18 protein-coding genes are annotated in these 20,727 nt (G+C 62.7%); 6 read left to right on the forward strand and 12 right to left on the reverse strand.

Going from position 1 to position 20,727, the window contains the following annotated elements; all coding sequences use genetic code 11:
- From ACVWWD_RS04805 to ACVWWD_RS04825, 5 genes are all read right to left on the reverse strand, one after another.
- Entirely contained in the window at positions 1-369 is a 369-nt protein-coding gene (locus ACVWWD_RS04805; RefSeq protein ID WP_023774166.1) for a hypothetical protein, read from the reverse strand.
- A gap of 110 nt (positions 370-479) precedes the next feature.
- A complete protein-coding gene (locus ACVWWD_RS04810) occupies positions 480-1,844 on the reverse strand; it encodes a pyruvate dehydrogenase complex dihydrolipoamide acetyltransferase (RefSeq protein WP_457102931.1) in 1,365 nt (454 codons plus the stop codon).
- Between the two features lie 3 nt (positions 1,845-1,847).
- The gene (locus tag ACVWWD_RS04815) at positions 1,848-2,846 is read right to left on the reverse strand and encodes an alpha-ketoacid dehydrogenase subunit beta (RefSeq protein ID WP_023774165.1); all 999 of its coding nucleotides are present in this window, start codon (positions 2,844-2,846) and stop codon (positions 1,848-1,850) included.
- Complete coding sequence (locus ACVWWD_RS04820) at positions 2,846-3,874, reverse strand: thiamine pyrophosphate-dependent dehydrogenase E1 component subunit alpha (RefSeq protein ID WP_023783632.1); 1,029 nt, start codon at positions 3,872-3,874, stop codon at positions 2,846-2,848. Before ACVWWD_RS04820 ends, ACVWWD_RS04815 begins: the two co-directional genes overlap by 1 nt.
- Before the next feature lie 2 nt (positions 3,875-3,876).
- A complete protein-coding gene (locus ACVWWD_RS04825) occupies positions 3,877-5,205 on the reverse strand; it encodes an NAD(P)H-dependent oxidoreductase (RefSeq protein WP_352553608.1) in 1,329 nt (442 codons plus the stop codon).
- A gap of 301 nt (positions 5,206-5,506) precedes the next feature.
- Between ACVWWD_RS04825 and ACVWWD_RS04830 the strand changes: the two genes are divergently transcribed.
- Entirely contained in the window at positions 5,507-6,562 is a 1,056-nt protein-coding gene (locus tag ACVWWD_RS04830) for a thioesterase domain-containing protein (protein WP_352553610.1), read from the forward strand.
- Complete coding sequence (locus ACVWWD_RS04835; protein ID WP_457102932.1) at positions 6,559-8,031, forward strand: class I adenylate-forming enzyme family protein; 1,473 nt, start codon at positions 6,559-6,561, stop codon at positions 8,029-8,031. Before ACVWWD_RS04830 ends, ACVWWD_RS04835 begins: the two co-directional genes overlap by 4 nt.
- Here ACVWWD_RS04835 and ACVWWD_RS04840 read toward each other — a convergent pair.
- The 3 genes from ACVWWD_RS04840 to ACVWWD_RS04850 are packed head-to-tail and all read right to left on the reverse strand — an operon-like array spanning position 8,028 to position 11,467.
- Positions 8,028-10,001, reverse strand: a complete 1,974-nt coding sequence (locus ACVWWD_RS04840) for a tripartite tricarboxylate transporter permease (protein ID WP_352553614.1) — start codon at positions 9,999-10,001, stop codon at positions 8,028-8,030. The genes ACVWWD_RS04835 and ACVWWD_RS04840 overlap by 4 nt on opposite strands.
- A gap of 20 nt (positions 10,002-10,021) precedes the next feature.
- Positions 10,022-11,029, reverse strand: coding sequence for a Bug family tripartite tricarboxylate transporter substrate binding protein (locus ACVWWD_RS04845; protein ID WP_352553616.1), 1,008 nt, complete (start codon positions 11,027-11,029; stop codon positions 10,022-10,024).
- A 36-nt stretch (positions 11,030-11,065) separates the two neighbouring features.
- Positions 11,066-11,467, reverse strand: a complete 402-nt coding sequence (locus tag ACVWWD_RS04850) for a hypothetical protein (protein ID WP_457102933.1) — start codon at positions 11,465-11,467, stop codon at positions 11,066-11,068.
- 243 nt (positions 11,468-11,710) lie between these two features.
- On the opposite strand from ACVWWD_RS04850, the gene ACVWWD_RS04855 reads away from it, so the two are divergent.
- On the forward strand, positions 11,711-12,136 hold the full coding sequence (locus ACVWWD_RS04855) for a hypothetical protein (RefSeq protein ID WP_245276131.1): 426 nt from the start codon (positions 11,711-11,713) through the stop codon (positions 12,134-12,136).
- Here ACVWWD_RS04855 and ACVWWD_RS04860 read toward each other — a convergent pair.
- Complete coding sequence (locus tag ACVWWD_RS04860) at positions 12,123-12,902, reverse strand: phosphodiesterase (protein ID WP_352553904.1); 780 nt, start codon at positions 12,900-12,902, stop codon at positions 12,123-12,125. The two genes, ACVWWD_RS04855 and ACVWWD_RS04860, sit on opposite strands and share 14 nt — an antisense overlap.
- 66 nt (positions 12,903-12,968) lie before the next feature.
- Positions 12,969-13,757, reverse strand: a complete 789-nt coding sequence (locus ACVWWD_RS04865; RefSeq protein ID WP_352553906.1) for a 3-hydroxybutyrate dehydrogenase — start codon at positions 13,755-13,757, stop codon at positions 12,969-12,971.
- Positions 13,758-14,001: 244 nt separating this feature from the next.
- Here ACVWWD_RS04865 and ACVWWD_RS04870 point away from each other — a divergent pair, with 244 nt between their 5' ends.
- Together ACVWWD_RS04870 and ACVWWD_RS04875 are read left to right on the forward strand one after the other, a co-directional pair.
- Positions 14,002-14,790 (forward strand): acetoacetate decarboxylase, encoded by a 789-nt coding sequence (locus ACVWWD_RS04870; RefSeq protein ID WP_023774156.1) that lies wholly within the window; start codon positions 14,002-14,004, stop codon positions 14,788-14,790.
- On the forward strand, positions 14,783-15,943 hold the full coding sequence (locus tag ACVWWD_RS04875) for a patatin-like phospholipase family protein (RefSeq protein ID WP_457102934.1): 1,161 nt from the start codon (positions 14,783-14,785) through the stop codon (positions 15,941-15,943). The genes ACVWWD_RS04870 and ACVWWD_RS04875 overlap by 8 nt, the downstream gene beginning before the upstream one ends.
- A 382-nt stretch (positions 15,944-16,325) precedes the next feature.
- Here the strand turns inward: ACVWWD_RS04875 and ACVWWD_RS04880 are convergent, their stop codons facing one another.
- Both ACVWWD_RS04880 and ACVWWD_RS04885 read right to left on the reverse strand, forming a co-directional pair.
- The gene (locus ACVWWD_RS04880; protein ID WP_352550557.1) at positions 16,326-17,936 is read right to left on the reverse strand and encodes an inorganic phosphate transporter; all 1,611 of its coding nucleotides are present in this window, start codon (positions 17,934-17,936) and stop codon (positions 16,326-16,328) included.
- A 105-nt stretch (positions 17,937-18,041) separates the two neighbouring features.
- Entirely contained in the window at positions 18,042-19,256 is a 1,215-nt protein-coding gene (locus ACVWWD_RS04885; RefSeq protein WP_352550559.1) for an ROK family transcriptional regulator, read from the reverse strand.
- Between the two features lie 216 nt (positions 19,257-19,472).
- Between ACVWWD_RS04885 and ACVWWD_RS04890 the strand changes: the two genes are divergently transcribed.
- Positions 19,473-20,711 (forward strand): extracellular solute-binding protein, encoded by a 1,239-nt coding sequence (locus ACVWWD_RS04890; protein ID WP_352550561.1) that lies wholly within the window; start codon positions 19,473-19,475, stop codon positions 20,709-20,711.
- Positions 20,712-20,727 lie beyond the last annotated feature (16 nt).

Below are 20,727 nucleotides of genomic sequence, written 5' to 3' on the forward strand. Positions count from 1 at the left end.
TTAAATCAATCCGCGCTCGCGCAAAAAATCCTCGACGCCGACATGGGTCATGGATTCGAATTCGGCGATCGCTTCGGCCACGCGTCTACGCTGCCCCGCCAGCAGCGTGAACACCTGCTTCATCTCGCCCGAAACGCCAAAACGGTTCCAGCGCTCGGCGATATGAGCGGGCAGGCCGATATCATTGCAGAACGCATCGAGGCTGTCGTAGCCGAGGCCAACGACAAGCCGCCTTGTCTCTTCCGCCGACATGCGTGGCTCGAAAGCATGATCGTGCAGGCGCTGCGCCACCAGCTTGATGTCGGAAGGCGATGCACCCATGACCTTGCCGAACAAGGTTTTGACGTCAGACGGGTCGAATGCAGGCATGTTGGCCTCCCTTGGTCGCGATCACCCGAGAACATGGGTCAAGGGTCGGTGCCTGACAAGTCGTGTCATCATGAGCCGGCGCATCATTGGCGCCGGCTTACGGCAGGAAACTAGACCAGCATGCCCATCGGATTCTCGATCAGCTTCTTGAACGCGACCAGCAATTCGGCCCCCAGCGCGCCATCAACCGCACGATGGTCGGTCGACAGCGTCACCGACATCACTGTGGCAATCTTGATCTCGCCATTCCTGACCACCGCCCGCTGCTCGCCCGCGCCGACCGCCAGGATCGTCGCATGCGGCGGGTTGATGACGGCGGCAAAGTCCTTGATGCCGAACATGCCGAGGTTGGAGACGGCGGTCGTGCCGCCTTGATATTCTTCCGGCTTCAGCTTGCGGCTGCGGGCGCGGCTGGCCAGGTCCTTCATCTCGTTGGAGATGACCGACAGCGTCTTGTCGTCCGCATGCCGGATGATCGGCGTGATCAGGCCGCCGGGAATGGAGACGGCCACCCCGACATCGGCATGCTTGTGCTTGACCATGGCGCTCTCGGTCCATGAGGCATTGGCATCCGGCACCGCCTTCAGCGCCATCGCCATCGCCTTGATCACCATGTCATTGACCGACAGCTTGTAGGCGGGCGCCTCACCCTTTTCGGTCTTTTTCACCGGCGCAGCGGCATTGAGCTGAGTGCGTAAAGCCAGCAGCGCGTCGAGTTCGCAGTCGAGCGTCAGATAGAAATGCGGGATGGTGGTTTTTGCTTCGACCAGGCGCCGCGCGATGGTCTTGCGCATGTTGTCGTGAGGGACGAGTTCGTAGGAGCCTTGCTCGAACAGTTTCAGCACCTGCTCGTCCGACATCGCCTTCACCGGCGGGGCGGAGGCAGGCGCGCCAGCCGGAGCCTTGGCAGCCGGTGCCGCCTTGGCGCCACCACCGGCAATCGCGGCATCGACGTCAGCCTTGACCACACGGCCGTGTGGGCCGGTGCCGGATATGGCTGAAAGAGTCAGGCCCGCCTCGCGCGCGAGACGGCGAGCCAGCGGTGTCGCGCGGCCGCCCGACGCAGATTGGCCAATCTCCCCCCTCGTGGGGGAGATGCCCGGCAGGGCAGAGGGGAGTGTGAGGGGACGGGACGCTAGTGGGACAGCGCCCCCCCTTGTCGGCTTCGCCGACATCTCCCCCACGAGAGGCGAGATTGGCGTCCCATTCTGCTTCGCGCCAGCTCCATAGGTCTCATCCTCGGCATAGATCCAGGCAACCGCCGATCCGACCGCAATATCGACTCCTTCCTTGCCGGTCACGTCGCGCAACACACCGCTTGCCGGAGCGTCGATCTCCATCGCCGCCTTGTCGGTTTCGATCTCGAACAGCAAATCGCCCTTCTTCACGGTGGCGCCTTCCTCGGCGAACCAGCGCGAAATCTGTCCGGTCGCCATATCCATGTCGACCTTGGGAAGAATGACTTCGGTCGGCATGGATCAGCGAACCCCTTTGACGAGGTCGCGCGCGGCGGTGACGATGTCCGGAACCTGCGGCACCGTGGCTTTTTCCAGTTCCGGATTGTAGGGGATCGGCGTTTCCGCACCGCCCAGCCGCACGATCGGCGCATCGAGATAATCGAACGCCTCGCTCTCGGCGATCATGGCGCTGACCTCGGCGCCGATGCCCAGCGTCTTGACCGCCTCATAGACGCACATCAGCCGCGACGTCTTCTTGACGCTGTCGATGACGGTCTGCTTGTCCATCGGCCGGATAGTCCGGAGGTCGACGACTTCGACGTCGATGCCCTCGGCTTCCAGCGCGGCAGCGGCGTCGAGCGCCTTCTGTACCATGATCGAGGTGGCGACGATGGTGAGATCGCGGCCCTCGCGGCGGATATCTGCCTTGCCGATCGGAACGGTGTAATAGCCTTCAGGCACCGGGCCCTTCATTTTGTAGAGCAGCTTGTGCTCGAAGATCATCACCGGATCCGGATCGGCGACAGCAGCCAGAAGCATGCCCTTGGCATCATGTGGTGTCGCCGGCTGGATAACCTTGAGACCCGGCACGTGGCCGAGCCAGGCTTCCAGGCTCTGGCTGTGCTGCGCGGCGGCACCGGTACCGGAGCCGGCGGGAAAGCGCATCACGACGGGCACCGAAACCTCGCCGCCCAGCATGAATCGCATCTTGGCAGCCTGGTTGACGATCTGCTCCATGGCCAGCGTGGCGAAATCGGAGAACTGGAATTCGAAGATCGGCCGCATGCCGGTCAGCGCGGCGCCGACAGCGACGCCCGCGCCGCCGAGTTCCGAGATCGGCGTGTCCAGCACCCGGTCCGCGCCGTAACGATCGACGAGGTCGCCGGTCACCTGGAAGGCGCCGCCATAGACGCCGATGTCCTCGCCCATCAGGAAGACGCGCTCGTCCATGTCCATGGCGATTGCCATGGCTTCCTGGATCGCCTGGGCGTAGCTCAGTTCACGCACCATCGCGTCCATCACGCCTGCTCCGTATACACGTAATTGCCGGTCTCGCTGACGTCAGGCGACGGGCTCGCCTTGGCGAACTCGATGCCGTCGACGATCTCCCGCGCCACCACCTCGCGGATGGCTTCGATGCCCTTGTCGTCGATGAATCCGAATTCCCGCAACTCGTTTTCGAACAGTGTGATCGGATCGCGGTTCGACATCCAGTCCTCGATCTCTTCCTTGGTCCGGTAGCGATTGCGGTCGCTCTTGGAATGGCCGCGATGGCGATAGGTCTTGGATTCGATCAGCGTCGGCCCCTCGCCCGCACGTGCCCGCTCGACCGCCTTGTAAGAAGCCTCGGCGACCTCGGAAAAGATGTTGCCGTTGACGATGACGCCCGGCATCGAATAGGCGGCGGCGCGATCAGCGATATTCTTCACCGCGGTGGACCGGGCCGTCGATGTCGACATGCCGTAGCCATTGTTCTCGCAAACGAAAATGACAGGCAGCTTCCAGACCGCGGCCATGTTGAGCGCCTCGTGGAAGGCGCCTTCATTGTTGGCGCCGTCGCCGAAGAAGGAGACCACGACCTTGCCGGTCTTCATCATCTTGGCGGACAGCGCGGCGCCAACGGCGATCGGAATGCCGCCGCCGACAATGCCATTGGCACCGAGATTGCCCTTGGCGACATCGGCAATGTGCATCGAACCGCCGCGGCCCTTGCAGTAGCCGGTGGTCTTGCCGAAGAACTCCGCGAACATGCGCTTGACCTCGGCGCCCTTGGCGATGCAGTGGCCGTGCCCCCGATGGGTCGAGGTGATCTGGTCGTCCTCGCCAAGCGGCATGCATATGCCCATGGCGCTGGCCTCCTGGCCGATCGACAGATGCATGGTGCCGTGGATGAGGCCGCGCGTGTAGCTTTCCTCCGCGCCCTCTTCGAAACGGCGGATGAGGTACATCTTGTAGAGCACCTGCTTCAGCTGCTCGGCGCTGTACTGGCGATAGACGAAGGGCAGGTTGGCGCGGCTGTCCGCGACGGCTTTGCTGGCTCCGGCCATGATTACGCCTCCACGGTGCCGTAGACGAGCTTGTCCTGGCGGGCGCGCAGTTCGGCGATCTTGGAGCCCGCTGCCGGGGCGGCATTGGCGTAGGTGATAAGCTCACCCTTCTTGATCGGCGCCGTCACCGACCCGCCCTGCAGCAGGCCGCAGGGAATGGCCCTTGCGACATGCGCTTCCGGTGCAGTCATGATCCAGGCGCGGTAGCAATATTCGCCGATCGCATCGAGCTTCTCGCCGGGCTGCATGTCCTTCTTGGCCACGCCGGCCACTTCGGCTACCGGCTTGGCCAGCGGCACCATGTCGGGCTTGCCGTAGAGCACGACGCGGGCGCAGGTCAGCGGCACTTCGAGCGAGGTCAAATGATAGGGACGATGGAAGGTGAAGTACGGACCCTTGCCCATCTTCAAATCTTCCATGCGCTCCGAGATGCGCGGATGCGACATGTCGGCGACGACGAAGACGCCGGGGGCAACGCCCTTGCCGATCGAATAGTCGACGACGCCGACCCTGGACAGCACACCGCCATCCTTTTGCGGCACCAGGACCTTGGAGAGTTCACCAAGCGTCGCGGCCGGGCCATGCATGCCGGCCTTGTCGGGCACCAGACCTGTGGCGTTGGCGATCGCCGCCATCTCGACCATGGTTTTCGAGCCGTCGACGAACTCGACCAGCATGCGCACATTCATGTGCCGGCGCCTGGCCTCTTCCTCATAGGCGGGCGGCGTGGCGTCGATGTTGAGCGGATTGTTCTTGCCCTTGCCGGCGGCAACGATCGGGTGGCCCATCGCCGAGACGAATTCGATCAGCTCCATGCAGGAGGACGGCTCGTCGCCGGCGCCCAGCGAATAGGTGACGCCGAGCCGGTCGGCTTCGCTCTTGAGATAGGCGCCGATGGTGACATCGGCCTCGACATTCATCATCACCAGATGCTTGCCATGCTCCATCGCGCGCAAGCCGATTTCGGCGCCGACGGCGGGAACGCCGGTGGCATCTATGACGACGTCTATAAGATCGTTGTTGATGACCAGGCTGGCGTCGTTGGTCACCGCCACCTTGCCGGCCTCCATGGCGGCCGTCATCGCCGAGGCGTTCGACACCTCGCGCGCATGCCCGGTTTCCTGGAAGGCGATGTCCACCGCCTTGCTGGCGGCCGGCAGGTTCAGCTCGGAGATCGCGCCGATCTCTATGCCCGACATATGAGCGACGCGGGTGACGATGTCGGTTCCCATCTCGCCCGAGCCGATCAGCCCGATGCGGATCGGCTTGCCCGATTTGCCGCGTTCCTCGAGATCGCGGGCAAGGCCCGTCAACGAAACATTGGACGCCATACCGCTCATTCCTCCCATAATGCAGGCTCGTTCAATTGCCTGACGGGTATTGAACATCTGTATTTCTGTCAAGACTAATGTCCAAATCCGCGTGCTTTTGCAGCACTTTCACAAGGCATTCAGCAGGACGAAAAACCTGTTGAAGAGCCGGCAAATCGCGGGATTCGGCATTGCCGTCACTGGACTGCACGCAACGGCTGTTCGCGAGCGTCTCATCGCGCGGCGCACAGGACACTTGTTAGGAGCTCTCACCCTGCGTAAAAGCATTAGCAGTGAACACCCATCGGTTAGGGGTTTTCCGATGAACGTCCTACAACGGGCAAGACCTATGCCGCCGCCGGGCGATGGACCGGCCCATGCGATTGCCGGCATCTTCGCCGCGGAATTGAAGGTGCCGGCCGTCGGCTTCGACGACAATTTCTTCGATCTCGGCGGCGATTCGCTGATGGCGGAGACTCTGGTGCTCGCCGTGCAAAAGCGGTTCGGCGTGAAATTGCAGACTTCCGTCCTGCTCGAAGCGCAGACACCCCGCGAATTCGGCCGGTTGATCGCATCGCTGGTGCCGGAGCATCCGGCCCGTGAGCTGATCGTGCCCGTGTCCGGCAGCGTCGGCCAGGAGCCGATCGCGATGATCCACGGCATCACCGGCTCGGCCTTGTTCGCCAATCGCTTCAGCAGGCGTCTGAAAGAGAAATACGCGATCATGGCGGTGCGCGGCATGGGCACGGAACCCGGCGAGACGCCCTATTCCACCATGGCCGAAATTGGCACCAACTATTTTGAAGCCTTCACCTCGGTAACAGGCAGGCACCCTGAAGTCATCGGCGGCATATGCGTGGGTGGCCTGCTCGCGATCGAGGTCGGACGGCTGAGCCAAGAGGCGACGGGCAAGCGGCCGGCAATTGTGCTCATCGATCCGCCGTCGCCAGGTTCGGCCTGGCTGAAGCCGATGCTCGACGATCGCCTCACCGAGAGGAGGCGGCGCGATATCGCGCGCAAGGTGGCCTATTGGCGCCTGTTGCGAGACACGCTGACGACGGTCGGCTTCGGACAGACCCGCCTGGGCCGCCATCTGCGCAAGAAAGCATACAAGAGCGCGCTGCTGCAGGCCGCGGCCGGTTTTGTGCCCTCGTCCTATCCCTGCGACATCCTCATTCTCGCCAGTTCGGAATGGGGAGCCACTACAGTGAAGGACTACAAGGGCTGGGCATCTGACAAGGCCAGCGTGAAAACGGTCGTCATGCCGGGTACGCATAACAAATTCCGCAAGGCCAACATGGACGCGATCGACGCGGAGATCTTGACCTTCCTTTCCGCCCGGAGCGAAGCCGCGCGCGAAAACCCGCATCGCCAATGAGTTTTGGTCGGCAGATATTAGAGGCCTTCGCCGCGCATGGCGACAAGGTAGCGATGGTCAGCGGTCGGTCTGATATCACCTATTCCCAGGCCCTGACGCAGAGCGGGCATCTTGCAGCCAATTTCGGCGCATCGGACATCCGGCCGGGCGACCGCGTCGGCCTCGCCATGGTCGACAACATCGACGTGATCCTTTCCATCCTCGCCTGCTGGAAGATCGGCGCGACCCCTGTTGTCGTTGACTTTCGAACTCCCAGGAGTCAGCGAGCCAGGCAGGCCCGCGACTTCGATCTTAGAATGGTTTTCGAAAGCCGCGCCATGCCGGGCGATGAGGTCTATCCGAACGCCCTTTTCGACGCTGGCTGGAAATCGGCCCCGGCGCCGGGATCCGGCGTCGGCCCCCCGCCGAACGATGCCGCCCCGGCCTTTTTGATCTTTTCGTCCGGCACGACGGGCGATCCAAAGGCCTACACCCAGTCGCATGAGGCGCTCGCCAGGCGCATCGCGGCGCGCCGGGGCGTCGTGGAGGGAACCGCCAAGCGATTCCTGACCCCGATGGCCCTGTCATACTCGGCAATGCGCCACCAGGCCCTTGGCTATCTGCTTTATGGCGGCGTCGTCCGGTTCTTCCCGCCCCTGTTCACTCCCTCGGAACTCATCGAGGCGCTGTTATCGTTCCACGCAAGCGGCACGGCGCTGGCACCATCGGTGATTGCACGGATGGTCAAGGAAGCAGGCGAACGCGCGAGCCCCCTCCTTCCCCAGCTTTCTGTTCTTTACAGCATAGGCGGACCTGCCAGAGGCGAAGACAAGATCGCTGCCTACCGTTATCTCTCCTCCGGATACCGGATCAGCTACTCATCGAGCCTTACCGGCATCATATCCTCGCTATGGGGCGGGGATATTCTGGCAAAGCCGGAAAGCGCCGGCCGTCCGGTCGCCGGCGTACAGGTCGAAATCCTCGGCGCCGATGGCCGCGTATTGCCGCAAGGTGAGCGCGGGCTGATCAAGGCGTGGACACCGACCATGGCATCCGCGGTCCTCATGCCCGGCAACCGCCTGTTCGTCGATCCGCAGATCATGAGCTCCGACTGGGGCATCCCTGGCGATATAGGATTTCTGGACGCCGACGGATTTATCACAATCGTCGATCGGGAGGCCGATATGATTGTTCGCGGCGGTGTCAGCGTCGCGCCGCAGGAGCTTGAAAAGCTGATCCGCACCCATGCCAAGGTGCAGGACGTCGCCGTGGCCGGCTTTCCAGATGAGACCATGGGGCAGGAAATCGCTGCCTTCATCGTCTCCGACCGGGGAACAGTCGAGGAATTCCAGGCTTTCATGCGCGCCAACATCGCGCCCGACCGGCGCCCGCGCGAGATACGGCTCGTTGCATCGCTGCCTTACAGCGGCAACGGCAAGCTGCTGCGCCGCCAGATGGTCGAAGCACTGCTGCCCCATAAGGGTTCTTAGAAAATCCCACCGATGCCTGCGAGCCACGGCGTCGGCCAGGGCTGGGATGCCAGCATGTCGAAGACCGAATAGACAAAGGCCGTCGCGGCGGCAGCGATCACCAGGGGTGGCCGCCTCGACTTCGTTCCAAGCACCACTATGCTGCAGGCAACGAAAATAAAGGTCGCTGCCAGGTGCCCGACCAACAGGATGAGAAAGGCGAGGGCTAGGCAAAGGCCGATGATCGCGAGATTGCCTTTCATGGTGGGTTCCGAAACCGGAGACCATTCGCCTGGTATCGCGGCAGGCGCGGATAGGACAGGCGTGGCCCGCCTGCGCCATCGCAGCGACGTCTGCACTGTGGTCACCAGCGAAAACGCCATCAGCAATCCGGCCGTGATGATCGGGAAGATGGCGGCCTCGAAGGGAAAGCCGGTCACGGCCGTCACCAACGCCGCGAACGCAAGCAATGTCATGGTGGCGCCTGCGACAATGTCTGGCAGCGCGGGTGGCAGCGGTCCGCCGGAATTTCTGGCCCTGAACCACGACAGCGTCTGCCTGACGACCCCGAACACGGTCAGTCCAAGCAGGATGAGCACCAGCGGCTGGGCAAGCCACGACCAGCCGGAAATCTGATAGGCGAGAAAGAAATAGTTCTCGAGGCTGGGGCCGAGCACGAATCCCAGTGAAAAGGCCGAGCGTGGCCAGTTGAGTTCCTTCATCGCCATGCCGACGGCGCCGACGCTGATGACCAGCGCGAAATCGAAGGCGCTCATATTGGTCTGGTATGCGCCAACCACGATGAAAGTGACCACCAGTGGCACCAGTATGGCGGCCGGAACCTGCGCCACGCGTGCCAGCGGCCGGGTCAGCACAAGGCAGGTCACCGCGCCCACGATATTCGCCACGGCGATGCTGAACACCATCGACATGGTGAGCGCGGCATTCTTGCCCAGCATGTCGGGGCCGGGAACGAGCCCATGGACGACAAACGCGCCGAGCAGGATGCTCATCGAGGCTGAACCCGGCACGCCGAAGGCGATGGTCGGGATGAGCGAGCCGCCCTCCTTGGCATTGTTGGCGCTCTCGGGCGCGATGACGCCCCTGACATTGCCTTCGCCGAATTTCGGTCCCGAGCCAGGCCTCCTTGACGCATGGCCATAGGCGATCCAGTCCAGCACCGCGATGCCGACACCGGGAACCGCGCCAAGCAGCGAACCGATGCTGCTGCATCGCAGCACCAGCGGCCACTCCCGCAACGTGTCCCTGATGCCTTGCCACATGCCCGCATAGGTCGGTCGCTCCGCGTTGCCCTGGATGGAACCTCGCAACAGGAGCGAAGCCAGCTCCGGTAGGCCGAACAGGCCGAGAAACACCAGGGCCACCGGCAGACCGTCCCAAAGATAGATTTCACCGAAGGTCCACCGGTCGATGCCGGCGATCTTATCGATGCCGACAAACGAGGCGAGCATGCCGAACATGGCCGCAGCCAGCCCCTTCAGCGGCTGGCTCCCGGCCAGCATCGCGACGATAGAGAGGCCGAAGGCACAGATGGCGAAGAAGTCCGGCGTCTTTAGATAGAGGACAAGCGGTCGCATGACGGGAATAGCTGCGGCAAGCACCAGAGCGCCGAACACGCCGCCAATCATCGACGCGGAATAGGAGGCGCCGAAGGCGCGCGCGGCTTCGCCCTTTTTGGCCATGGCATGGCCGTCGAGCACCGTCGCCGCCGCGCCGACCGAGCCCGGAACCCCGAACAGGATGGCCGGGATCGTATCGGAGGTCGTATTGACCGATCCCATACCGAGCAGGAGCGCGAAGGCGGCATAGGCGTCCATGTTGTAGGTCATGGGGATGAGCAAGGCCATCGCGAACAGCCCGCCAATGCCCGGGACAACGCCGACGACGAGGCCGACGAAAACGCCGGTCACCAGCATCAGCATGCGAAACGGCTGGGCCATCTCGACGACGGCGGTGAGGATCAGATCCACCGTTGAGCCTCGGCGGGAATCTACTTCACCAGATTTCTGGCGGTCTCGAACACATTCGGATCCACCTTCAACTGCTTCGAGACAAGCCGGCTTATATCTTCGCCGCTGGTGGCGTTGACGGTCATTTCACTGAGCTTGCCGACGTCAGCCAGGAATACCGGATCCCTGACCATCTCCATATATCCCTTGCGCAGCGCTTCGACCGTCTCCTTGGGCGTGCCCGGTGGGACAACCAACGGGTGATGGAACTGCAAGGTCGTCTCGATGAGCGCGGCCGCCTCCCGGACCTTGGTATCCTCGATCTTGTCACTGAACCGAATAAGCTTCTCCTTGCCTGCGACGGTGCCTGAACCGAACCTCCCGATGAGGTTGAGCGTATCGCGGTTTCCGGAGATGTTGTAACTGGAAACTCCGCACATTCCGGCGATTTCGCCCCGCTGCATCGCCAGTTCGATGTCGGCTGTGCCTTCAAAGCCCGTCACGATCTTGAACTTCGCCTTCAGTCCATTCTTGACCAGCGCCGCGAAAATATAGGTCACACTGCTCTTGCCCGTCGCCCCTATCAGGAAATCAGACCGCAGGAACTTGTCCATCGTGTCGACGCCGGAGCTCTTGGCCGTCAGGCAATAGGCCGGCTCGTTGACGAGCGAGCCGATCCACTGCAGGGCAAGCGGATCGAAATTGGCGTTCTGGGGATCGAGCACTGGCGCATATGACATGGCTTCGCTGACGGAAGCGATGACGCTGCCGTCGGCCGGCTCGCTGCCCAGCACCATCTTGGTGAGTTTCAGGCTGCCGCCCCCGGGCACATTTTGGACCACTATATCCGGATTGCCTGGAAGGAACCGGCCGAAGTGGCGGGCGATCAGCCGCGATGTCTGGTCATAGCCCCCGCCGGGGCCATAGCCGACCTTGATCGTGATTGTCTTGAATTCGACCGCTTGCGCCTGGGCGCCCATGGCAAAGACAATACTCGCGGCAAGGAAGGGAACAGCGCGCAATGCGCGCAAGAAGATCACGACTAACATATCAACCCCCGTGCAGAACCCCATGGCATTTTAGCGCTACGATGTCGCGATTGATAGCGCCCGCGGCCAGATCAGGCTGAAATACAGCACGCGTGTACGACAAGCCGGTGGTCGCAAAAATTCTCGCGATTCGAGACCGGGGTTGTGGGAGGATGAGCTTCGTCTTATGGAGCGAGCATCCGATTTGGAGCCGTGGCGAAGTTTGTAATGAGCTGGAAACCGGCCAAGGGCCTTGTTGATCTGCTGAATCACAATTGGCCTGTCAGAAAGGCCAAGGCTTTTCGCAACGCCTTGGTTGAGCGTGACTTTCGCGGGCGCGGCGTTGCCGAAGGCCTGAAATTCGCCGAGGAGCTGCGGCAAACCGGCTCCCGGCGCTTCTGCTTTGTCATTGCCTTCAACACGCCCTGGGTCATCGATGCGCTCACCCGAGCCTGGCAATTATATTCCTCGGGAATGACGCTGGTGGTCATCGACAATTCATCCGATCGAACGGCCAGGGTGCGCATCGCGGACATCTGCCGGGCGCGAAAAATCGCTTATTTCGGTTTGCCTCGGAACCGGGAAAGCCATCCCAACCGGTCGCACGGGATATCCATGAACTGGATCTTCCACAACATCGTTCGGCCATTGCGGCCGGAGCTTTTCGGATTTCTGGATCACGACTGCTTTCCGACCGTCCCGGTGGATATCGCCGCGGCGATGGAGGGTAAAATCGTCCATGGCTCAAAGCGCCCAGCGCAAGCGGACCCCGAAGCCTGGTTCTTGTGGGCTGGGTTCTGCTTCTTCCGCTTCAGCGCCGTGCAAGGACTGGACCTGGACTTCACACCGCGCTTTGCCAGCGGAATGGACACCGGCGGCGGAAACTGGAGCCTGCTGTATCGCGGGCTTGGCGAAAACGATGTTTCCGATGCGCAAAAGACGGCAGCCGATCTCGACTTTGATGGGATGGAAGCGAACCATCGCATGCTGGGCGGCGCCTTTTTCCACGTCGGCGGCGCCTCGCACAGAAAATTGGTCATGACCCCGCGATACCGGCGGCTGATCTCCGATCATGTGTGGGAGACCCATCTTGGCGGCGGCGAAAGCCGCCTCGTCAAGGACCCTTGACCGGCTCGGGCCGGCCCGCCTCAAAATCGTGAAAATGGACGACCACTCCATCCGCATCGATGAAGATGACGGCACAGGCTGGCGGCTCGTGGCCGAGCCGCCAGCTGTCCGAAAAATCGAGGGCGCTCTGATGGTTGGTGCTGCGTAGCGTGCTCACCGGTATGCCGCGCCAGCTGCCGGCGATCAGCCGGTGGACATGGCCGGCAAAGATGTGGCCGACATTGCCATGGCGCCGGAGAATGTCATGGAAGGCATCGGCGTCGGCGAGCCTGACCTTGTCGAGCACAGGCATGTGGATGCGGAACGGCGGGTGGTGCATGAAGAGGAAGACCGGCCTGTCGCGCGCCTCGTGCAGCTTCTCGTCCAGCCAGTCGAGACGGGCAGCGCACAGCCTGCCCTCGACATGTCCGCTGTCCAGCGTATCGAGCAGGATCAGGCGGCCATCGCCGCCATCGAAAACGCTCTGGACGAAGTCGCACTCGGCCGGCATTCCCGGGAACATTTCCAGGAAAAGCGCCCTGTCGTCGTGGTTGCCGAGCATCAGCCGGCAAGGCGGCTCGAACCGCGCCAGCGCCTCTCGCAACGCCGCATAGGCCGCGCGCTCGCCGTCATTGGTCAGGTCGCCTGAGATCACCACCAGGTCGGCATCGGCATGGTTCCTGCCGATATCCGCCAGGCAGGCTTCTAGCCGGGCGAGCGGATCGGAACCGTAGAGAAGGCCACCCGGCGCCATCAGATGCGGATCGGAGAGCTGGATGATTTTCATGGGCCGCGTACTGCCTTCCTGCCAGCGCCCTGGCGTTGGCCTGAAGGCGGCGTGTTTCGACCAATTTTACTGTGCCGTCCAGCCGCCATCCATCGGCAACGTCGTGCCGGTGATCTGCCTGGCCGCATCCGAGCACAGGAACAATGCCAGTCCCGCCAGCTCTTCGACGGTGACGAATTCCTTGGTCGGCTGCGCGGCCAGAAGCACGTCGTGCTTGACCTGTTCCTCGGTCATGCCCCGCGCCTTCATCGTGTCGGGGATCTGCTTTTCGACTAGCGGCGTCCAGACATAGCCAGGCGCGATCGCGTTCACGGTGATGCCGTCCTGCGCGACTTCCAGCGCCACCGTCTTGGTCAGGCCTGATATGCCGTGCTTGGCCGAGACATAGGCCGACTTGAACGGCGAGGCGACCAGCGCGTGCGCGGAAGCCGTGTTGATGATGCGGCCCCATTTGCGTGCCTTCATGCCGGGCACCACCGCCTTGATGGCGTAGAAGGCGGCCAAAAGGTTGATGCGGATGATGGCTTCCCATTTGTCGTCGGGAAACTCCTCGATCGGCGCCACATGCTGGATGCCGGCATTGTTGACCAGTATGTCGAGGCTGCCGAGCGCCTCTTCCGCGTCATGGATCATGGCGGTGACCGCGGCGCCATCCATCATGTTGGCATCGGAATAGCGGCACTTGACGCCGAAATCCTTCTCGATGCCGGCGCGCTCCCGCTCGATGACGTCAGCATCCCCAAGACCGTTGATGGTCACGTTGGCGCCCTCGGCGGCAAAGGCGCGGGCGATTGCCAGGCCGATACCGCTGGTCGAGCCGGTGACGAGGGCATTCTTCGAAGACAGGGAACCCATGGGAGATCTCGCGCGAGGTGGGAGGGAACATGACGATATGATTGTGCGTCGCAGCATGACAATGGCAGAGCCATATGTCGATGCGATTACAAGCCAGGAGACAGCGCCTGCCTGTCCTCGCCGGTTCGGAAACCATGGTCGTTAGGCTGACACGGCACTGTCATGGTGCCGTGCAACACAATCGTTGCGCATTCGCGCGGTCCTTCCTGAACGAATTCGTCCGACAGAACCTTGGGGCACCAGCATGGAAATCGCCGATGTCGTTAAGCGCGCCTATGCAATGCCGCTCACCAATCCCTCATTCCCGCCGGGCCCCTATCGCTTCTTCGACCGCGAATACATCATCATCACCTATCGCACGACACGCGAGGCGCTCGAGGCCGTCGTGCCGGCGCCGCTGGAAATCGACGAACCGCTGGTCAAGTACGAATTCATCCGCATGCCGGACTCCACCGGCTTCGGCGACTACACCGAGACCGGCCAGGTCATCCCGGTGCGCTACAAGGGCCAGCATGGCGGCTACGTCCATTCGATGTATCTCGACGATGACGCGCCGATTGCCGGCGGTCGCGAGCTGTGGGGTTTTCCAAAGAAGCTCGCCAATCCCAAGATCGTCCATGAAGGCGAGGTGATCGTCGGCACGCTGCACTATGGCAGCGTTCTGTGCGCCACCGGCACGATGGGCTACAAGCATCGGGAAGCCGACCACGATTCCGTGCTCGCCTCGCTCGCCTCCCCCAATTTCCTTATCAAGATCATCCCCCATGTCGACGGCACGCCGCGCATCTGCGAGCTGGTCCGCTACTACCTCACCGATATCACGCTGAAGGAAGCTTGGACGGCGCCCGCCGCGCTCGATCTGCGGCCACATGTCATGGCCGACGTGGCGAAGCTGCCCGTGCTCGACATCGTGTCGGCGGTTCACTTCAAGGCCGATCTGACGCTCGGCCTGGGCGAAGTCGTGCATGATTACCTCGCTGACCACAGCCGATCCGCTGCCAGCGCAACCCAGCTGGAGAAAGTCAGTGCTTGATCGTAACCGCAACAAGGCAGCCGCCGCCACCATCGAGGAAATCACGGCGCAGTATGACCGTATCGCGCTGGTCTTTCAGGGCGGCGGCGCGCTCGGCGCCTATCAGGCAGGGGTCTATCAGGCGCTTGCCGATGCCGGCTGCGAGCCGACCTGGCTATCCGGAGTCTCGATCGGCGCCATCAATGCCGCGATCATCGCAGGCAACGAGCCGAGCCGCCGGCTGCAGCGGCTGGAACAGTTCTGGCAGACGATTTCCGGCCGCAAGATCTGGTCCTACACGCCCGAAGGCGACATCTACCGCGACATCCGCAACCAGACCTCATCGTTGATGACGATGACGATGGGCCAGCCCGGTTTCTTCAAGCCGCGCAATCCCAATCCTTGGTTCCAGCTGTCGGGCGCCGAAGGCGCCACCAGCTTCTACGACACCGCCGAACTGAAGGGCACGCTGGAGAGCCTGATCGACTTCGACGTGCTCAACGACGGCAAGAAGCGGCTGAGCGTCGGCGCGGTCAATGTCAGGACCGGTAACTTCGTCTATTTCGACACCGACAAGGTGCGTATCGAGCCGGAGCACATCATGGCCAGCGGCGCGCTGCCGCCGGCCTTTCCTTCGATCCGGATCGAGGGCGAGTACTATTGGGATGGTGGCATCGTCTCCAACACGCCGCTGCAATACCTGCTCGACCAGGAAGAGGACCGTTCCTCGCTAGTCTTCCAGGTCGATCTGTTCAGCGCCCGCGGCGTGCTGCCGCGCGGCATGGCCGACGTGCTGTCGCGCCACAAGGACATCATGTATTCGAGCCGCACGCGGCAGAACACCGACAATTTCGAGCGCATCTATGCGCTGAAGATGAAGCTGCTCGATGCGCTGAAGCGCGTGCCGTCGGAGCAGCTTAGGGAAGGCGAGCAGGAGTTGATCGTCGACTATTCCAACGCCGGCGTCGTCAACATCGTCCACCTGATCTATCAGCACAAGGGCTATGAGGGCCACGCCAAGGACTATGAGTTTTCGGGCACCTCGATGCGCGAGCATTGGGAGATGGGCCTCGAGGACACCGAGCGCACGCTGCGTCACAAGAAGTGGCTGATGCTGCCGACCAATGCCGACGGCGTCACCATCCACGACCTGCATCGCGAAGATCCGACCTGAAGGTCAGGCCTGAAACGCCTTGGCCCGGAATGCCGGGCCGGGCTCGGACCTAAGATTGGCGCAAGATCTCGTGCGCCCTTGCCGACAGCTTCCAGTCCGAGCGGTCCTCGTCCTGGAAAAGTGCCGCTAGCGCCGAGATCGGGCGGTGGAGGGAGACCGCCAGACGGCGAACATCTTTCAGCCGCCTTTTCGTCGGCAAGCCGTTCGGTCACCAGATGATCTTCCACCTCGTCGAGCCTCTTTGTCGTCACGGCAAGCAGGGCCGGATGCGATGCGTCGTTCATGACTGACGCCCGAAATCGTCGCGAACCTGTCGCTGGAAAACGAGACGGCGCCAATGTGGCGCCGTCGGTAGTGTTGTCAGTGTTGCCGCTTCGCCCGCTCAGAACACCTGGCGGAAGATGATGAACAGCACGAAGGCCAGTGTGATCGAGCAGGGCAGGGTCAGCACCCAGGCGAGCAGCAGATTGCGCACCGTCGACCATTGCAGGCCCGAGCCGTTGGCAGCCATGGTTCCGGCAACGCCGGACGACAGCACATGGGTCGTCGACACCGGCAGACCCAGGCGGTCGGCCATGCCGATGGTGACCATCGCCACGAGTTCGGCGGCCGCGCCCTGGCCATAGGTCAGGTGGCTCTTGCCGATCTTCTCGCCGACCGTGACGACGATGCGTTTCCAGCCGACCATGGTGCCCAGGCCAAGCGCCAGGGCCACCGCGACCTTCACCCAGATCGGGATGAACTTCGTCGCGTTGTCGACGGCCTTGTGATAGTCGGTCACCGCCTTGAGATCGGCGGCCTCCATCGGCAGCAACTGTTTCTTGTCGATCAGTTTCAGCGCCTCGCCGATCAGGTAGATGTCGTTGCGGGCGTTGCTGACCAGATCGGTCGGCACGGTGTCGACGGAAGCGTAAGGCTGCAGCTCGGCCGTCGTGTCGTGGATGTAGCTCTGCAGAGCGACGGTCGTCTTGTCGGTCCAGCTCCGGGTGCGCACGGCATCCTGCACGGCTGCCTTGGCATCCTTCGCATCGGCGATGGTGACACCGGGCTTCACATATTTGCCCAGCGCGGTCTCCACGCTGACCGAAGCGGACTTGTAGGCTTCGAGATAGTTGATGTCGGGCGTGCGGTTGAGCGCATAGGCCGTCGGCACCACGCCGATCAGGATCAGCATGATCAGGCCCATGCCCTTCTGGCCGTCATTGGAGCCATGCGCGAAGCTGACGCCGGTGCAGGTGAAGATCAACAGCGCGCGGATCCACCAGGGCGGCGGGGCATTGCCTTTCGGCGCCTCGTAGAGCGCCGGATTGCGGACGAGAAGCTTCATCGCATAGAGCAGGATCGCCGCGGCAAAGAAGCCGATGATCGGCGACACCAGCAGGGTTATGCCGACGTTGGTCGCCTGCGACCAGTCGACACCGCTGGTGGCGCTGCCGGCAGGCGCCATGAACTGGTTGGCGAGGCCGACGCCGATGATCGAACCGACCATCGTGTGTGAGCTCGACGCCGGCAGGCCGAGAAACCAGGTGCCGAGGTTCCACAGGATGGCGGCCACCAGCAGTGCGAACACCATGGCAAAGCCGGAGGAAGAACCCACCTGCAGGATCAGCTCGACCGGCAGTAGCGACAGGATGCCGAAGGCGACCGCGCCGCTGGAAGTGAGAACCCCGAGGAAATTGAAGGCGCCCGACCACATGACGGCGAATTCCGCCGGCAGCGAGCGTGTGTAGATGACGGTCGCCACCGCATTGGCGGTGTCATGGAAACCGTTGACGAATTCGAAGCCGAGCGCGATCAGCAAGGCGATGCCGAGCAGGATCCACGGCACCGTCTTGGCGACCGCCAGATCCTGGCTCAGTGCGTAGCCGACATACACCACCCCGACCAGCACCAGCACACCGAAGACCGGCAGGAACCACTTCGCGCCACCCGAACTATCCAGCGGATGATCCGGCCTTGGAATGCCCGCCTCGCTAGAAACTATGTCCACCATGTCCCACTCCTATTGCATTGCAGCAAAGAACTGGAAAAGACGCTATGTCCGGACAATGAACCCTGTGTGACGCCGGGAGAGGCTTGGCCTTGCGCGTGGTCTCCTTCAGGCGGGACCGGAACGTGTCTTCAGGATCGCCGAGAACAGCGGATCGAAGGCGCGGCTGATCGGCGCCGCCGCGGCTCCCAACGCGATCGACCAGGGATCGGTGGTGCCGAGCTGCAGGCGCGGCAAGGTCCGGCCTGGCCGGTCGGCGATCGACGAATGCAGCGGATGCATGGCCTCGACGAGCCGGCGCGCCAGCGCTTCCGGCGCGCCGCTGGTCAGGATGACTGTCTGCGGATCGAAGATGGTTTCGATGAGATGCACGCTCCAGCGCAGATCATGGGCCGCGCCCTCGATCCAGCGCATGATCTTCACATCACCCGCCGCGGCCAGCGCGCCGATCTTTCCGTAGAGGTCCTCGTCGGTGGGATCGAGGCCAAGATGCTGATAGAGCGAGGCGAGCGAGGCGCGATGTTCCAGCGGTGTCGAGCCCGGACCGGCCGGCGACAGCAAGGCCATGCCGATTTCTCCGGCATTGCCATGGCCGCCGCTGTACAGTTCGCCGTTGAGGATCAGTCCAGCGCCAATGCCATAGCCGACATAAAGACACACTGCGTGGTCGACGCCGTGCGCGGCGCCGACAATTCGCTCGGCGGTCGCGCAGGCGGCGGCATCGTTCTGCAGGCCGACATTCAGTCCCGTGCCCTTGGCCAGCATGTCCAGCAGCGGAAACTTCTGCCAGGCCGGCATCATCCATTTGTCATCCGAGTTCTTCAGGCCGAACGGGCCGGGCATGGCGACGCCCAGGCCGACGAGGCGTTTTTCCGACTGTGAGGAGATACCGGCCAGTTCGCGCCGAACGTCATCGATCAGGCCGAGGATCACCTCGACCCCCCTGGACGGCTCATCGAAAGGCAGGTTCGCCTCGTCCCGCGCCAGCACGCTGCCCATCAGATCGACCGCGACCGCCCGCGTCAGGTGACGGTCGATCTGAAGGCCGATGGCGAAAGCGCCTTCAGGCACCAGCCTGTAGGGGGTCGACGGTTGGCCCCTGCCCTTGCGCACCGCATCGAGCGCAACGACCAGGCCGTCGCGTTCCAGGTCCTCGATGATGTTGGAAACCCCCTGCTTGGTGAGCTGCGTCGCCCGCGCCAGATCGGCCCGCGACAGCGCGCCATTGAGACGCAGCGCCTCGACCATGACACGGCGGTTATGCGCGCTCGTGCCTTCCTGGTTGGTGCCGCTCTTGGCACGAATCGGACTGATGTCGTCCACCGGCGTTTCCCCTCTTGACACCATTAGAATATTGATCGACTAATTAAGTCAAGCGAGTTGACTTAATGTGAGCCGAACACCGCAAAACAAGATGGCCAAGGCTTCTGCCTGCCGCCACTGGTCCGCCGGCACCTCAGGTCACGCGACATGGATCCGGGAAGACGATGCCGAACGTCTGGCACCGCCGGCCCGTCAACGCTGCAATGGGAGAAGAAAATGCTTAGGACGATCACCAAGACACTGGTCGGCGCGGTTTTTGCCGGAGGACTGTTCGTCCCCCACGCTTTCGCCGAGACGACGCTCAACGCGCTTTTCATGGCGCAGGCCGCCTACAGCGAGGCCGACGTGCGTGCCATGACGGATGCCTTCACCAAGGCCAATCCCGACGTCAAGGTCAATCTCGAATTCGTCCCCTATGAGGGCCTGCACGACAAGACCGTGCTCGCCCAAGGCTCGGGCGGAGGCTATGACGTCGTCCTGTTCGACGTCATCTGGCCGGCCGAATACGCTACCAACAAGGTGCTGGTCGATGTGTCTTCCAAGATCACCGACGACATGAAGAAGGGCGTGTTGCCCGGCGCCTGGACCACGGTGCAGTATGACGGCAAGTCTTATGGCATGCCGTGGATCCTCGACACCAAATATCTGTTTTACAACAAGGATATCCTGGAAAAGGCCGGCATCAAGACCCCGCCGAAAACGTGGGAAGAACTCGGCGCACAGGCCAAGATCATCCAGGACAAAGGCCTGCTGAAGACGCCGATCGCGTGGAGCTGGTCGCAGGCGGAAGCGGCCATCTGCGACTACACCACGCTGGTCAGCGCCTATGGCGGCGAATTCCTCAAGGACGGCAAGCCGGACTTCCAGAATGGCGGCGGCCTGCTGGCTCTGAAATACATGGTCGACAGCTACAAGTCGGGTCTCACCAATCCCAATTCCAAGGAATTCCTCGAAGAGGACGTGCGCAAGGTTTTCGAAAACGGCGATGCCGCCTTCGCGCTGAACTGGACCTACATGTACAACATGGCTAACGACCCGAAGGACTCGAAGGTGGCCGGCAAGGTCGGCGTCGTGCCGGCGCCGGGCGTTGCCGGCACCAGCGAGGTGTCGGCCGTCAACGGCTCGATGGGTCTCGGCGTCACCTCGGTCTCCAAGCATCCGGACGAAGCCTGGAAGTACATCACCTTCATGACCTCGCAGGCGACGCAGAACCAGTACGCCAAGCTCTCTTTGCCGATCTGGGCCTCCTCCTATGACGACCCCGCCGTCACCAAGGGCCAGGAAGAACTGATCGCCGCCGCCAAGCTCGGTCTGGCCGCCATGTATCCGCGCCCGACCACGCCGAAATACCAGGAGTTGTCGACCGCGCTGCAGCAGGCAATCCAGGAATCGCTGCTCGGGACATCTTCGCCGGAAGACGCCCTGAAGACCGCCGCGCAGAACAGCGGCCTCTGAGGCAAGCCAGTCGTTC

The sequence above is a fragment of the Mesorhizobium sp. URHB0026 genome (assembly GCF_054059755.1).

Coding starts and splice junctions, on each gene's coding strand:
- ACVWWD_RS04880 (WP_352550557.1), bottom strand. CDS start 17,936: ATGGTGGACATAGTTTCTAGCGAGGCGGGCATTCCAAGGCCGGATCAT.
- ACVWWD_RS04835 (WP_457102932.1), top strand. CDS start 6,559: ATGAGTTTTGGTCGGCAGATATTAGAGGCCTTCGCCGCGCATGGCGAC.
- ACVWWD_RS04865 (WP_352553906.1), bottom strand. CDS start 13,757: ATGGGTTCCCTGTCTTCGAAGAATGCCCTCGTCACCGGCTCGACCAGC.
- ACVWWD_RS04860 (WP_352553904.1), bottom strand. CDS start 12,902: ATGAAAATCATCCAGCTCTCCGATCCGCATCTGATGGCGCCGGGTGGC.
- ACVWWD_RS04815 (WP_023774165.1), bottom strand. CDS start 2,846: ATGGACGCGATGGTGCGTGAACTGAGCTACGCCCAGGCGATCCAGGAA.
- ACVWWD_RS04890 (WP_352550561.1), top strand. CDS start 19,473: ATGCTTAGGACGATCACCAAGACACTGGTCGGCGCGGTTTTTGCCGGA.
- ACVWWD_RS04820 (WP_023783632.1), bottom strand. CDS start 3,874: ATGGCCGGAGCCAGCAAAGCCGTCGCGGACAGCCGCGCCAACCTGCCC.
- ACVWWD_RS04805 (WP_023774166.1), bottom strand. CDS start 369: ATGCCTGCATTCGACCCGTCTGACGTCAAAACCTTGTTCGGCAAGGTC.
- ACVWWD_RS04825 (WP_352553608.1), bottom strand. CDS start 5,205: ATGGCGTCCAATGTTTCGTTGACGGGCCTTGCCCGCGATCTCGAGGAA.
- ACVWWD_RS04870 (WP_023774156.1), top strand. CDS start 14,002: ATGGAAATCGCCGATGTCGTTAAGCGCGCCTATGCAATGCCGCTCACC.
- ACVWWD_RS04830 (WP_352553610.1), top strand. CDS start 5,507: ATGAACGTCCTACAACGGGCAAGACCTATGCCGCCGCCGGGCGATGGA.
- ACVWWD_RS04810 (WP_457102931.1), bottom strand. CDS start 1,844: ATGCCGACCGAAGTCATTCTTCCCAAGGTCGACATGGATATGGCGACC.
- ACVWWD_RS04845 (WP_352553616.1), bottom strand. CDS start 11,029: ATGTTAGTCGTGATCTTCTTGCGCGCATTGCGCGCTGTTCCCTTCCTT.